The sequence below is a fragment of the Pseudomonas sp. LLC-1 genome (assembly GCF_002992185.1).
GTDB lineage: Bacteria > Pseudomonadota > Gammaproteobacteria > Pseudomonadales > Pseudomonadaceae > Aquipseudomonas > Aquipseudomonas monteilii.
On the sequence record NZ_LUVY01000029.1, the window covers coordinates 46,488 to 60,916 of the forward strand.

Consider the following 14,429-nt stretch of genomic DNA (forward strand, 5'->3'; position numbering starts at 1 on the left):
CAGGGTTCAGGAGCTTGCGTGCTGGCCGGGCGCCAGTCTTCTTTCCAGGGCGGCCACGCCCAGGCTTGCCGGTGCGCAGACGGCCGCATACATCAGCCCCGCCAGCACCAGTACCGGCATGTACTGGAAGGTCGAAGAGCCGATGGCCGACGCGCGGCTGACGATTTCTGGCAAGGCGATGGTGAAGCACAGTGACGAGGCCTGGAACATCATGATCGAGAAGCCCAGCAACGACGGCAGCGCCACCCGCAAGGCCTGGGGCAGGATCACGTAGCGCAGTGCGTCGGCGCGGTCCAGGCCGATCACCTCGGCGGCCTCGTGCTGGCCACGGGCGACCGCCTCCAGGCCGCCACGGATGATCTCGCTGGTGTATGCGGCGGTGCAGTAGGCCAGTGCCAATGCCGCAGCCCAGAACGAACTCAGGGTGAGGTTTGCCGAGGGCAAGCCGAAGTAGAAATACTGCAGCAGGATCAAGGCCGGCGCACCGCGCCCCAGCTCGACAATCACCAAGGCCGGGTAGCGCACCACCCTGCCCTTGGCACTGACGCCCAGGGCCAGCAGCAAGCCAAGCGCAACACCGAGCACCAGGCTGATCGCCGTCACCTGCAACGACAGCACAAAACCCTTCCACAACTCCGGAAACCATTCGGCCCACAGGCTCAGTAGTTCGCTCACAGGCTGATCCTCCGTTGCAAGGTGCCGGACAACCAGCGCGACGCCAACGCCACTGGCACGCTCAGCACCAGGTACACCAGTGCCGCAGCGCTGTATACGCCCAGCCCCTGGAAGGTCTGCTGCGACACCTGGTAGGCCTGGAAGCTGATGTCTGCCACGCCCAGTGTCGATGCCACCGCCGAATCCTTGAGCAGGCCAATGGCATAGGTGGCCGCCGTAGGAATGGAGATACGCGTCAACTGCGGCAGCACCACATCGAAAAAGCGCTGCGCAGATGACAGGTTCAGCACATGCGCCGCCTCGTACTGGCCATCGGGAATCGCTGCGAACGCACCGCGGTACACTTCGGCCATCTGCGCCGCGGTGATCAGGCCCAGGCCCACCGTTGCTGCCACAAACGGCGACAGGCTGACATAGCCACCCCCAATGCCGAAGAAGATGAAGAACAGCCAGACAATCGGCGGGATCGAACGCAAGGTCAGTACGATGGCCGCACCCAGAGCCGCCAGTCCCCGGGCCTTGGCCATGCGAAGCGCACACAGCGGAAAGCCCAGCACCACACCGGTCGCAAACGCACACAGGGTCACCCCTAACGTCCACGGCACACCGGCCAGCAACATCAGCAGTATGTCGTTCATCAGCGGTCCCTCACGGCCTGGAGAAACTTCACCACCCGCTCGTGGCGCGGCTGGCGCATCACCTGGGCGCTCGCCCCCTGCTCAAGGATGCGCCCATCCGCCATCACCACCACCCGGTCAGACACCGTTTCGGCAAAGTGCATCTCATGGGTGACAACGATCATCGACATGCCTTCGCTGGCCAGTTCCTTCATCACCGCCAACACCTCCAGGCCCAGCTCTGGGTCTAGCGCCGAGGTAGGTTCATCGAACAGCATCAGCTCAGGCTCGAGTGCCAGCGCCCGGGCAATGGCGATGCGCTGTTGTTGGCCACCGGAACAGCGCGCTGGATAGTGCCCGGCCTTGTCGGCCAGCCCTACCCGCTCCAGCAACTGCATGGAGCGCGCATCGGCCTCACGCTGGCTGCGCCCAAGCGTGCGGATTTGCGCCAGGCTCACATTGCGCAGCACGGTCATGTGCGGGAACAGGTTGAACGACTGGAACACCATGCCAATGCGCCGGCGCAGTTTCAGCAGATCGGCACGCTGCAGGGGCATGGCAGCGTCGATATCCAGCTCGTCCAGACGGATGCGCCCGCGGGTCGGTGGCTCCAGCTGGTTGATGCAGCGCAGCAACGTACTCTTACCCGAGCCACTGGGGCCGATGATGGCCACCACCTCACCCTTGCTCATCTCGAAGTTGACGTCGTGCAGCACCTCGTAAGGGCCGAACTGCTTATGGATCGAGTCCAGGCGCAGGAATGCGGGCTTGGGTGATGGCACGGGCGGCACCTGCCGCAGGGGAACACTCATCGGGTTCATGTGCAGATCCTCCGCTCAAGACCGCTGGTCATCGACCAAGGGCGTGCTCGACAGCTTGACCGCGCCCAGGGCGGTGATCAGCACCTGTTCCTCCAGCTTCACCCCTTCGCGTCCACCCCGCTCGCCGATGTAGCTTTCTACCGAGACCACCATGTTTTCCTGGAACAGGCCGTCGTAACCCCACTCGGCGAAATCCACGGCATAGGCCACGCTAGGGTATTCATCGACCAGGCCAACGCCATGCAACATCATCATGTAGCGGTTGTGTTCGTACTTGTGCGGTACTGGCCAGCAACGCTCGGCAAACTCGCGGAACGACAACCCGGGGCGCAGCAGTTCGACGTTGTGGCTGATTTGCTGGCTGGCGATGTCCAGCAACTCGCGCTGGGCCGCGGTTACCGGCTTGCCGGGGCAGACGAAACTGCGCGAGATGTCCGACAGGTACCCCCCGGGGCCCACCATGTCGGTATCGAAGCAGACCATCTCGCCCGCTTCGATGACCTTGTCGGTCGCATCCTGGAACCACGGGTTGGTGCGCTGGCCAGAGCTCAGCAACCGGCTTTCGGCCCATTCACCGCCCTGGGCCACGTTGGTACCGTGCAGGATGCTCCACAGCTGGTTTTCGGTAATGCCTGGCTGCAGGCTGGCACGCATGCGGGCGATGGCCAGGTCGCAGACGGCCATCGACACCCGGTGGCTGGCGACTTCCTCGGCCGACTTGATCAGCCGCGCCTGCTCCATCAAAGGTTGCGCATCGAACAGTTCGATACCTCTGGCCTTGAGTTTCTCGGCGCCCCAGGGGTCGCAGCGGTCCACGGCCAGGCGGCGGTTGCCGCCGCTGTGGCGGACCATCAGCTCGGCTACCTCGGCCGCCCACAACGCCGCCTTTTCATCGACGCGGGGGCCTGCGAGAAAGTACAGCCAGGGCAACGCAGGCCGGATCTCGTCAATGGTTTCGACATGCTCGCTGTTATGCCGGCTGCTGGTGAACTCGAACAGCACCACCGGGCCTTCGGTGGGCACGAACACATAACGGCTGGGCGAATGCATGACCCACAAGCCAAGGTTGTTGGTGTCGGTGGCATAGCGGATGTTGATCGGGTCGGCCAGCAGGATACCGCCATAGTCATGGGCACGCAGTTGCTGGCGAATGCGCTCCAGCCGGTAGCGGCGCAGGGCTTTACGGTCGATTGCGGCCTGGGCGGCAAGCAACTCGCTGTCAACAGGGGCCAAGGCGTGGCCGGTCACGCTGGGGTCGTCACGAAACTGCAGGGATGACGCAGGGCTCGGTCGGGTACCGATGTGCATGGTTACACTCTCCACTGGATATCGTTGTCGTTGTTGGAGCCAGGGCAGTAACAAGGAAGCGAAAATCAGGCGTTGCTGTTTTTTATTGTTTTACGGCGCGCGGGTCAGAGGTCCTTGACCAGGCGCAAGGCGTCATAAATGGCTGCGTGGGTGTTGCGCGAGGCCACCGCATCACCAATGCGGAACAACTGGAAGCGGCCATCGTCACGGCGTACCACGGCCTGCGGGCGGCCGGCGATCAGGTCCAGGTACTGCACCGCGCCTTCGTTACTCGACAGCGGGCACAGCTGGAAGTACAGCTCGTCCAGTGGCCGGGTACCGTGGTTGACCACCACCTGGTCCACCAGACGGGTCTGGCGCAGCTCGCTGTAGTCGGTGCCGATGGTTGCCAGCAGGCCGTCTTCGCTCCGCGTGACCGCTTTTAGCCGCCAGGTCACGGTGAAGTTGGTGTCCAGTTGTTGCAGGGCGCGCATGTAGGGCACCAGGTTCATGCCCATGACTTCGGGCGAGAAGGTGCGGTCGGGGGTCATGATTTCGGTACGGGCACCACTTTGCGCGATGAACTCCGCAGCTTGCAGTGCGGCATGGTCGCCTGCATCGTCGTACACCAGCACGTTGCGCCCGGGTTTGACGTCACCGGAGATGATGTCCCAGCTCGATACCACCAGGTCGTTACCTTGCTCCAGCACCTCGGTGTGCGGCAGGCCGCCCGTGGCGACAATGACCACATCGGGCGCTTCATCAAGAATGATCTGGCTGTCGGCCCAGACGTTGTAGTGGAACGTCACGCCCAGGCGTTCGCACTGGGCCAGGCGCCAGTCGATGATGCTGATCATCTCTTTGCGCCGCTCCGATTGCGCGGTCAGGCGAATTTGCCCACCGGCTTTGTCGGCCACTTCGTACACCACCACATCGTGGCCACGCTCGCCCGCTACACGCGCTGCCTCAAGGCCCGCAGGGCCAGCGCCGACGATAACGACCTTGCGCCGCTGCGCCGCCTTGGGGATTTCGTGCGGCATGGTGGTTTCGCGGCCGGTGGCGGCGTTGTGGATGCAGTAGGCTGCGCCACCATGGTAGATGCGGTCCAGGCAGTAGTTGGCGCCCACGCAAGGGCGGATATCGTCCTCGCGGCCCTCGATGATCTTGCGCACGATATGTGGGTCGGTCATGTGCGCACGGGTCATGCCGACCATGTCCACCTTGCCTGCGGCAATGGCATGCCGGGCGGTGGCCACGTCCGGGATCTTCGCCGCATGGAACGTGGGGAAGCCGGTCAACGAGCGAATTTCGCCGGCAAAGTCCAGGTGCGGCGCGTTGCGCATGCCCTGGATCGGGATGATATCGGTCAGGCCGGCATCGGTGGCGATGTTGCCACGGATCACGTTGAGGAAGTCGATCATGCCGCTGTTCTTCAACAACCGGGAAACCTGCAACCCTTCGTCCTTGGTCAGCCCACCGGCCAGTACTTCATCGCCGGTGTAGCGGATACCGACGATGAACTCATTACCCACCCGCTGGCGAATGGCCGTGAGTACTTCGAAGGTAAAGCGCAGGCGATTTTCCAGCGAGCCGCCGTAAACGTTCTGCAATTCGTTGGTGAGCGGCGACCAGAACTGGTCCATCAGGTGGCCATATGCCTGCAGCTCGATGCCATCCAGCCCGGCGGCCTTCATGCGCTCGGCGGCATCGGCGTAGTCCTTGACGATACGCTCGATATCCCAGATTTCCAGGCGCTTGGGGAAGGCCCGGTGCGCCGGCTCCTGGTTGTGCGACGGCGACACCACGGGCAGCCAGTCGCCCTTGTCCCAGCGGGTACGGCGGCCCAGGTGGGTCAGCTGGATCATCACCGCCGCGCCATGCTCGTGGCATTCGTCGGTGAGTTCTTTCATCCAGCCGACTACTTCGTCCTTGTAGGCCAGCACGTTGTTGAACACGGGTGGACTGTCGCGGGAGATGGCCGCAGAGCCTGCCGTCATGGTCATGGCCACGCCGGCCTTGGCCCGCTCCACATGGTAGGCACGGTACAGCTGCTTGGGCATGCCCTCTTCCGGGTAGGCCGGTTCGTGGGAGGTGGTGATGATGCGGTTACGCAAGGTGAGGTGCTTGAGTTGGTACGGCTGAAGCAACGGATCATTGGACATGGTCGTTCTCGCATTCAGGTCATCAGGCAAAATCGACATTAGCCATCATGTACACAGGTGTCAATAAATTCGACAGTGGTGTACATTAAGCTTGCCAGGCCCCCATGGATACGGAACAATGCGCCTATGAACATGACCACGACCCCACCAGAAAGCAGCGCCCGCGGCTCGATCGAAAGCTGGCTGAACGCCGCCTTCGAAGCCCTCAAGGAATCGGGGGTGGATGCGGTGCGCGTGCTACCGCTGGCCAAAAAACTCAACCTTGCCCGCACCAGTTTCTACTGGTACTTCGAAGACCGCGAAGCGTTGCTGGCGGCGCTTATCGAGCAGTGGAAGCACAAGAACACCCACAACCTGGTGAACCAGACGCAGGCCTATGCCGCCTCGATTACCGAGGCAATCCTGAATGTTTTCGACTGCTGGCTGAACAGCGCGCTGTTCGACTCACAGTGTGAATTCGCCATGCGCAGCTGGGCGTTGCAGTCAGAGCAAGTGGCCGAAGAAATCAAGCAAGCCGATGCCGTGCGTATGGAGGCCCTGAAGCAGATGTTCGACCGGTTCGGCTTCAGCGAGGACGCTGCCGCCACGCGTGCGCGCTCGATCTACCTGGCGCAGATCGGCTACATCAGCATGAAGACCATCGAGCCGCTGGAGTACCGCATGCGCTTCATCCCCGAGTACTTGCGCATCTTCACCGGGGAAGAGCCGGCAGCCCATGAGCTGGAACGGTTCTACCAGCGTAACGGCTATGTGCCCCAACTGGCAGATAGTTAATGCTTCGGGCTGCTGTGCAGCCCATCGCCGGCAAGCCAGCTCCCACAGGGGCCGCGCCATGCTGAAGATTTGCACAGTACTTGTGGGAGCTGGCTTGCCGGCGATGGGCCGCAAAGCGGCCCCAATTGCTTGACTAGCTGGAAACCGATACCTTCATCCTGTTACTGCAACCAGGGCGGCGTAGGCTCTTCTGCCTTGGCCGGCCCATGCTCGGCCTCAGCGCGCGCTGCACGGCGGCGGGCGTCATCCATGCGGGCAGCATCGATCTCGCGCATTACCCCGGTGACGTCGGCTTCATGTTCGTCATCCTCGAACACGCCAGTCAATGGGCTGTCGGGAAGCAAGTCACCGGCCTCGTACAGCGCCCACATTTCCTGCGCATACCGGGTGCTTTTCAGCTCCGGCGCAAAACGCCCGAAATAGTGGGCCATGTTGTCAACATCACGCTGCAGCATGTTGAAGGCATGGTTGTTGGCCGCCGCATCCACCGCCTGTGGCAAGTCGATGATCACCGGCCCGTCCGGGCCCAGCAACACGTTGAACTCCGACAGGTCGCCATGCACCAGCCCGGCACACAGCATCAAGACGATCTGACGAATGACAAAGGCATGGAACGTACGGGCATCCTCGGCTTCAAGGTGCACGTCGTTCAACCTTGGCGCGGCATCGCCATCGGCATCGGTTACCAACTCCATCAACAGCACGCCGTCCTGGAAGTCGTAAGGCTTGGGCACCCTCACGCCCGCGCTGGCAAGGCGGAACAGCGCCGCCACTTCGGCGTTCTGCCAAGCGTCTTCGGCTTCCTTGCGGCCGTACTTGCTGCCCTTGGCCATGGCCCGGGCCTGACGGCTGTTGCGTACCTTGCGGCCTTCCTGGTACTCGGCGGCCTGGCGGAAGCTGCGCTTGTTGGCTTCTTTATAGACTTTGGCGCAACGTACCTGGCTGCCACAGCGCACCACGTACACGGCGGCCTCCTTGCCACTCATCAACGGCCGCAGTACTTCGTCGACCAGGCCGTCTTCGATCAGGGGTTCGATTCTTTTGGGTGTCTTCATCAGGCTGTGTTCGGGGTCCTGGCTGCAATGGCGGACATCCTCTCACAGCCTGATGCGACTTGCTCGTCTGTCTTCAGACCAGACGTGTCAGGCACCCTGCCCTACGCTATTCACCGGCACAGCGCGTGCCCGGCGCCGCGTGACCAGCAGGCCGGAACACACCACAAGCACCGCCAGCACCATGGTCGACACCACCTCAAGGCGGTGATCCGGCCGGAACAGCATCAGCACCAATACGCCGCTGATGAACAGGATCACGCCCCAGGTCAGCCACGGGAACAGCCACATGCGGTAACCCAACGTCTTGCCCTGTGCAGTCAAGCGTTGGCGCAGGCGCAGCTGGGAAACGGCGATTACCAGGTACACCAGCAGGGCAATGGCACCAGAGCTTGCCATGAGGAAGCCGAACACCTTGGCCGGCACCAGGTAATTGGCAATCACCGCCAGGAACGCAGCGCCGGTAGACAGCAGCACCGCTACCACTGGTGTGCCGCTGCGGCTGGTCACCTGGGCGCAAGCCGGAGCATCACCGCGACGGCTCAGCGAATAGACCATGCGCGAGGCGGTGTACAACGACGAGTTAAGGCAGCTGGTCACCGATGTCAGCACCACGAAGTCGATGATGGCCTTGGCATTTGGCACACCCAGGGTATCCAGCACCGTCACGTATGAGCCTTCGGTGGCCAGGCGCGGGTCGGTCCACGGTACCAGTGCGATAACGATGAAGATCGACAGGATGTAGAACAGCGTGATCCGCCAGATCACCGAATTGGTGGCCTTGGAAATATGCTTGCCCGCCTCGTCAGACTCGGCTGCCGCAATCGTCACCACCTCGGCGCCTAGGAACGAGAACATGGTAATCAGCATGGCGCTGAGCACTGCGCCGAAGCCATTTGGCATGAAACCGCCGGTGTCCCACAGGCGCGAGACGCCGCTGACGCCGGAACCCGGCAACAAACCGAAAATGGCGCATACGCCAAGCGCAATGAAGCTGACGATAGCCACCACCTTGACCAGTGCCAGCCAGAACTCGAACTCACCGTAGTTCTTCACGCTGAACAGGTTGGTAGCGGTCAGCAGTAACGTGATTACCAGCGACAATACCCAGATCTCCATTTGCGGGACCCAGGAATTGATAATGGTGGCGGCGATGTTGGCTTCGATCGGGATGATCAGCACCCAGAACCACCAATACAGCCAACCGATGGTGTAGCCGGCCCATTTGCCGATGGCGAGGTCGGCATAGGTGGAAAACGACCCGGTATCTGGCGAGGCAACCGCCATTTCGGCCAGCATGCGCATCACCAGCACTACCAGGCCACCGGCCAGGATATAGGCCAGAATGGTGGCCGGCCCGGCTTCAGCAATGGCACGGCCAGAGCCGACAAACAGGCCTGCACCGATCACGCCGGCAATGGACAGCATGGTGACATGCCGTGATTTCAATCCATGACTCAAATTGTTCTTGTGGGTTTGCATGGCGCTACCTTGTTGTTTTTGTCATGCCCGCGAAGGGGCCGTCGGCTGGCACGATCACCGACGCAGGCGCGAAAAAGCCCGCCCTGCCCTAAATGGTGAGTAGGGCAGTTCGGGTTGAGTAAGAGGAGACCGCAAAACGTATTACGGGTGTGTCAGCTGGCAGCCCGCTGGCTGGCTGCACGATCAGCCTTGGGGACGTGGCCCCCTTGCAGGCTGACCTGCTCGCACACCTTTTCGACAATGTAGGCGCCGATCGGAATGGCCGAGGTGGCGGCCGGCGACGGCGCATTGCACACGTTGACGCTGCGCGCGGTGTTGACGAACAGGAAGTCGTCGATCAGCTTGCCGTCACGCGACACCGCCTGGGCGCGTACGCCGGCCGGGTACGGCGTGAGGTCGGCTTTGGTGATGCTCGGGCAGTACTTCTGCACCTGCTTGAGGTAGCCGCCCTTGAACAGCGAGTTTTTCATCTCGATCAGGCCCGGGCGGAAGTTCTTCGCCAGTACCTTGAGAATGCCGGGGGTCGTCAGGGTCTGGAACAGGTCACCAGGGCTGACGTCGGTCTTGCGGTAGCCCTCGCGCTTCATTGCCAGTACGGCGTTGGGGCCGACGGTGACGGTGCCGTCGATCATGCGGGTCAGGTGCACGCCCAGGAACGGCATCGACGGATCAGGAATCGGGTAGATCAGGTGGTTGACGATCTGGTCATGCTGCTTGGGCAGCAAGTAGTACTCGCCACGGAACGGGCAGATCACGAACTCGGTGCGCAGGCCCAGCATGCTCACCACGCGGTCGGCCATCAGGCCCGAGCACGTTACCAGGAAACGGCTGCGGAACTCGTCGCGCTGCGTGCGTACGATCACTTCGCTGGCCTGCTCCTGCAAGCCGACCACCTCGGCGCCATAGCGGATTTCGCCACCGGCACGCTGGAAGTCTGCGGCCATGGCGGCGGTCACTTGCGCGTAATTGACGATGCCGCTGGACGGCACGAAGATGCCACCCATACCTACGATATTTGGCTCGCGCTCGCGCAACTCGTCTGCTGACAGCCAGTAGCGTTCCAGGCCGTTGGCTTCCGTACGCTCCCACAGCGCCTTCATGCGCTGCATTTCCAGGTCGTTGGTAGCCACCAGCAACTTGCCACACTCATCGAAGCGGATGCCGTGCTGGGTGCAGAAGGCCTTGGTGGCCTTGTTGCCTTCCAGGCAGAAACGCGCCTTGAGGCTGCCGGGGGTGTAATACACGCCGGCGTGAATCACGCCGCTGTTGTGGCCGGTCTGATGGCGAGCCGGGCCGGACTCCTTCTCCAGCAGGAGAATCTTCGCGTCCGGGTAGACCTTGATCAGGTGCATGGCCGTGGACATGCCCACAATGCCACCGCCAATAATGATGAAATCGTACACAGCCTTACCTCACACGCAGGCATTGCCTGGCTGGCTCACCAAGGCCCGCGCGGGCCTTGGTGGCATCGTTTTTTTGCAAAAGCGCATGGGCGGGCGCCCGCCCGGCACCCTTGATTATTGCCCGCGCTGGTACAGCGGTTTGGGGAAGGCGACGTAACCACGCTGACGCATCAGCTCACGGCGCAGGCCCTCGTGCGGGGTGAAGCGGTCGCGGCCATGCAGCCAGAACAGGTTGTTGATCAGCAGGAAGCTGCCTACACCTACCGGTACCGACACCTTCTTCTCGCTGCCTTCCAGCGAGTCGGACAAGGCGTTCAGCCAGATACCTTCCTCGTAGTTTTCCGGCTGCACGAACTGGTCAATGTAGCGCATGGTCGGGCGGCCTTCGCCATCGGTGTCGAACACCGAGTGGAACACATCCTCGGCAACCTTTTTGCTGGGTGGCGCAGTCCAGCGCATTTCGCGGCGTGCCATCGGGTGGCGGAAGAATTCCTCGCACTGCTCCCAGTCGTCCAGGTGCAGCAGCAGCGAGTTGCCACCTTCCATGTTCTTTTCGTCGATCTTCAGCATCAGCACGTAGTCGGTGATCTGGTTCACGAAGGTGCCGTCGTTGTGCAGCTCCATGACCCGGTGCGGCTGGCGCAGGTAGCTGTCGGAGTTGTCACTGTTGACCACCACGAAGCGCGCATAGAACTGCCCACTCATGGCGTCGTAGTTGGAACGGCCGATCAGGTGTGCACAGGCGGTGGTGAACTTGACCATGTCCTCGGCCTGGCTCACGTCATCCAGGCCGATCGGGGTAATCAGCATGCCGCCGGTCGTGCGGTCGAGGATGGTGTTGAGCAGCACGGGGCGCAAGGTGCCCTGGCACAGCTCATCAAGAATTTCGCCTACCCGGAAGCGCAGGAACGACTTGTACTCCAGCGCCTGCACCGGCCATTGGGCGACGGCCTGGACGAACGCGTCGACAGTTTCGCGGGCAAAGGTCAGTTCCAGCAGGCGCGGCGACTGCTTCGAGGGAGCGATGGTGTAACCACGCGGTTCGAGCGGCAGCGGCATCACAAGTTCGTCGATCTGCGTAAAGGCGTTCATGGCAGTGTCCTGGCAAAAAGGTGGTTGGCGCTATCCAGTGATGACCTGGATCAGTGCGGGCGAGCTAAAAATATCGCCACTCAACAAAAATGTCTACATTTTTATCTTTCATGGCCATTATTCATTATTGTCCATTGTTTTTCGTCCGCAGAGGGTTTCGGTATGATCGCCAAAACGTTTTGAGGAACAGGATCTTGGAAGCGCTCGCCCCCCGACAAAACTCAGCATTCAGCGGGTATGAGAGGCTCAAGAAGGACATCATCCGTGGCGTGTTCAAGCCCGGTGAAAAACTGTTGATGAGCGCCCTGAAGGAACGCTACGACCTGGGCGTGGGCCCGCTGCGCGAAGCGCTGTCGCAACTGGTGGCCGAACACCTGGTCAACGCCATCAGCCAGAAAGGCTACCGGGTGGCGCCCATGTCGCTGGACGAGATGAACGACATCTACGATGCCCGCGCCAACCTGGAGGCGATGATCATTGCCTTGGCCATCGAGCGCGGTGATGACGCCTGGGAGGCGTCAGTGCTGGCCCACTCGCATACACTGGCCAAGGTCGTGGAAGTAAAAACCCGCGAACAGCGCCTGGATGTGTGGGACGAACGGCACAAGGCGTTTCATACCGCCATTGCCTCGGGCTGCGGTTCCAAGCACCTGCTGCAGGCGCGCACCTACCTGTTCGACCAGGCCGAGCGTTATCGCCACCTGTGGCTGACGCAGACGGTGTTTTCCGAACAGGCGCTGGAGCTCAAGCGCCAGGAGCATGCGGCACTGGTGGAGGTGATTCTCGCCCGCGACGCCAAGCGCGCCAGCGCCATGATGCGCTCGCACCTGATGACGCCGGTGCCGATCATTGCGCAGATCATGCATGCCGAGGGTATCGGCGCACGCTAGATGAATTTTTCTTAAATCGCCGGTTGTCTATTCTTTGGCACAATCAAATCTCTATTAGATGCCCAGGAACCAGCATGCCTCGCGTACTGACCATCGAAGACGACGCCGTCACCGGCCAGGAAATCGTCGCCGAACTTACCAGCCACGGCCTGGACGTGGATTGGGCCGACAATGGCCGTGAAGGCCTGGCCAAAGCCATTGCCGGCGGCTATGACCTGATCACCCTCGACCGCATGCTGCCCGAGGTCGACGGCCTGACCATCGTGACCACCCTGCGCAGCCTCAAGATCGCCACGCCGATCCTGATGATCAGCGCCCTCTCCGACGTCGATGAGCGGGTGCGCGGCCTGCGTGCCGGCGGTGACGACTACCTGACCAAGCCGTTTGCCTCCGACGAGATGGCGGCGCGGGTCGAGGTATTGCTGCGCCGCAACAGCGTGCCCATGACCCAGACCCGCCTGCAGGTCGCCGACCTGCAGCTGGACCTGATCAGCCACGAGGCGCGCCGTGGTGACAATACCCTCAACCTGTTGCCCACCGAGTACAAGCTGCTGGAGTACCTGATGCGCCACAGCGGCCAGGTGATCACGCGGATGATGATTTTCGAGGAAGTCTGGGGCTACCACTTCGACCCGGGCACCAACCTGATCGACGTGCACATCGGCCGCCTGCGCAAGAAAATCGACTCCCCCGGCCAGTCGCCGCTGATCCGTACGGTACGGGGCTCCGGCTATGCCATTGCTGAACCCGTCTAAAGGCTGGAGCTCTTCGACCAGCCGCCTGCTGGCGCTGTACAGCTTTCTGTTCGTGGCCTGGAGCAGCATCCTCATGGGGGTGCTGTATTTCGAGGTGTCCAGCTACCTGAACAAACTCACCCGCCACTCCATGCTGCAACGCCAGCACCTGTTCGCGCACATGAGCGGCAAGCAGCTGGATGACGCCCTGATCGCCAGCCAGGCCTTCGAAGAACGCAGCTTCGACGCCTACGGCCTGTTTGACGCCCAGCTCAACCCGATGGGCGGCAGTGTGCGTGCCCTGCCCCCGGAGCTCAGGCTGGACGGCAAGATCCATGAGTTGAAACGCTGCCTGGATGCCGACGACCCACACCTGCCCCGCGACAGCTGCGATGCGGTGGCGATCAAAGTGCAAGATGGCCGCTGGCTGGTACTGTTCCGCGATAACGGCTCACTGTTCGTGGTGACCCGGATTATTCTCGATGCCCTGCTCTGGGGTATCTCCTTGACGCTGATCCCAGGCTTTGCAGGCTGGTATTTGTTGCGCCGTCAGCCGCTAAAGCGTATCCGCGCGATCCAGGCCCAGGCCGAGCTTATCGTCGCGGGTGACCTGACGCACCGCCTGCCCTTGTCGGCCAGGCGCGACGAGCTGGACATGCTGGCCGCCATCGTCAATGCCATGCTCGACCGTATCGAGCGGTTGATGCATGAGGTGAAAGGTGTGTGCGACAACATTGCCCATGACCTGCGCACCCCGCTGACTCGCCTGCGCGCCCAGCTGTACCGCATTCGCCAGCAGAGCGATGTGGACTCTGCGCAAGCCGAGGCGCTGGACCAGGCCATTGGCGAAACCGACACCCTGATGGCACGTTTTCGTGGGTTGTTGCGCATCAGCGAACTGGAAGACCGCCAGCGCCGGGCCGGGTTCGTTCAGCTGGACCCGCATGATTTGCTGGTCGAACTGCACGACTTTTACCTACCGTTGGCCGAAGATGGTGGTATTCATCTGGAATTGCACCAGCCCGCGCAGCTGCCGGCTCTGCACGGTGACCGCGAACTGCTGTTCGAGGCACTGGCCAACCTGGTGGGCAACGCTATCAAGTTCACGCCCGAAGGCGGGCAAGTGGGGATTAGCGCGATAGTGGACGACAACCGCCTGCAACTGGCCATCGAGGACAGTGGGCCGGGTATTCCCGAGGAAGAGCGTACTGCGGTGTTGAAGCGGTTCTATCGCAGCGATGAAGGCCATCGCCATGCCGGGTTCGGCCTGGGGTTGTCGATCGTTGCGGCGATCGTCGACCTGCATGGGTTCGGGCTGGAGATTGGGGAGAGCGAGTTGGGTGGTGCGAAGTTGGTGCTGCATTGCCCACTGGCGGGGCTAGCCAAGTAAAAACGGGGGCCGCTTTGCGGCCCATCGCCGGCAAGCCAGCTCCCACAGTA

13 protein-coding genes are annotated in these 14,429 nt (G+C 62.0%); 4 read left to right on the forward strand and 9 right to left on the reverse strand.

Going from position 1 to position 14,429, the window contains the following annotated elements; translation table 11 throughout:
* Positions 1-6: 6 nt before the first annotated feature.
* The 5 genes from A0O30_RS27205 to A0O30_RS27225 all read right to left on the reverse strand — a co-directional run bounded on the left by A0O30_RS27205 (position 7) and on the right by A0O30_RS27225 (position 5,562).
* Positions 7-675 carry an amino acid ABC transporter permease gene (locus tag A0O30_RS27205; protein ID WP_105948787.1) on the reverse strand — a complete coding sequence of 223 codons (669 nt, stop codon included), beginning with the start codon at positions 673-675 and terminating at the stop codon, positions 7-9.
* Complete coding sequence (locus A0O30_RS27210; protein ID WP_105948788.1) at positions 672-1,313, reverse strand: amino acid ABC transporter permease; 642 nt, start codon at positions 1,311-1,313, stop codon at positions 672-674. The genes A0O30_RS27205 and A0O30_RS27210 overlap by 4 nt, the downstream gene beginning before the upstream one ends.
* On the reverse strand, positions 1,313-2,104 hold the full coding sequence (locus A0O30_RS27215) for an amino acid ABC transporter ATP-binding protein (RefSeq protein WP_177410321.1): 792 nt from the start codon (positions 2,102-2,104) through the stop codon (positions 1,313-1,315). Before A0O30_RS27215 ends, A0O30_RS27210 begins: the two co-directional genes overlap by 1 nt.
* Positions 2,105-2,128: 24 nt before the next feature.
* Positions 2,129-3,421, reverse strand: a complete 1,293-nt coding sequence (locus A0O30_RS27220) for a Xaa-Pro peptidase family protein (RefSeq protein ID WP_105948790.1) — start codon at positions 3,419-3,421, stop codon at positions 2,129-2,131.
* Between the two features lie 104 nt (positions 3,422-3,525).
* Positions 3,526-5,562 (reverse strand): NADH:flavin oxidoreductase, encoded by a 2,037-nt coding sequence (locus tag A0O30_RS27225; RefSeq protein WP_105948791.1) that lies wholly within the window; start codon positions 5,560-5,562, stop codon positions 3,526-3,528.
* 126 nt (positions 5,563-5,688) lie between these two features.
* Between A0O30_RS27225 and A0O30_RS27230 the strand changes: the two genes are divergently transcribed.
* On the forward strand, positions 5,689-6,336 hold the full coding sequence (locus tag A0O30_RS27230; protein ID WP_105948792.1) for a TetR/AcrR family transcriptional regulator: 648 nt from the start codon (positions 5,689-5,691) through the stop codon (positions 6,334-6,336).
* Positions 6,337-6,497: 161 nt separating this feature from the next.
* On the opposite strand, the gene A0O30_RS27235 is transcribed toward A0O30_RS27230, so the two are convergent.
* From A0O30_RS27235 to glaH, 4 genes are all read right to left on the reverse strand, one after another.
* A complete protein-coding gene (locus tag A0O30_RS27235) occupies positions 6,498-7,391 on the reverse strand; it encodes a PA4780 family RIO1-like protein kinase (protein WP_105948793.1) in 894 nt (297 codons plus the stop codon).
* 87 nt (positions 7,392-7,478) lie between these two features.
* Positions 7,479-8,870: a GABA permease gene (gene gabP / locus A0O30_RS27240; protein ID WP_019097041.1), complete on the reverse strand. Its 1,392-nt coding sequence runs from the start codon at positions 8,868-8,870 to the stop codon at positions 7,479-7,481.
* 152 nt (positions 8,871-9,022) lie between these two features.
* A complete protein-coding gene (gene lhgO / locus A0O30_RS27245) occupies positions 9,023-10,273 on the reverse strand; it encodes an L-2-hydroxyglutarate oxidase (RefSeq protein ID WP_105948794.1) in 1,251 nt (416 codons plus the stop codon).
* Positions 10,274-10,387: 114 nt separating this feature from the next.
* Complete coding sequence (gene glaH / locus A0O30_RS27250; RefSeq protein ID WP_105948795.1) at positions 10,388-11,365, reverse strand: glutarate dioxygenase GlaH; 978 nt, start codon at positions 11,363-11,365, stop codon at positions 10,388-10,390.
* 194 nt (positions 11,366-11,559) lie between these two features.
* Here glaH and csiR point away from each other — a divergent pair, with 194 nt between their 5' ends.
* The 3 genes from csiR to A0O30_RS27265 all read left to right on the forward strand — a co-directional run bounded on the left by csiR (position 11,560) and on the right by A0O30_RS27265 (position 14,379).
* The gene (csiR, locus tag A0O30_RS27255; RefSeq protein ID WP_012272506.1) at positions 11,560-12,255 is read left to right on the forward strand and encodes a DNA-binding transcriptional regulator CsiR; all 696 of its coding nucleotides are present in this window, start codon (positions 11,560-11,562) and stop codon (positions 12,253-12,255) included.
* A 74-nt stretch (positions 12,256-12,329) separates the two neighbouring features.
* Complete coding sequence (locus A0O30_RS27260; RefSeq protein ID WP_016714103.1) at positions 12,330-13,010, forward strand: response regulator transcription factor; 681 nt, start codon at positions 12,330-12,332, stop codon at positions 13,008-13,010.
* Entirely contained in the window at positions 12,988-14,379 is a 1,392-nt protein-coding gene (locus A0O30_RS27265) for a HAMP domain-containing sensor histidine kinase (RefSeq protein WP_105948796.1), read from the forward strand. Before A0O30_RS27260 ends, A0O30_RS27265 begins: the two co-directional genes overlap by 23 nt.
* Positions 14,380-14,429 lie beyond the last annotated feature (50 nt).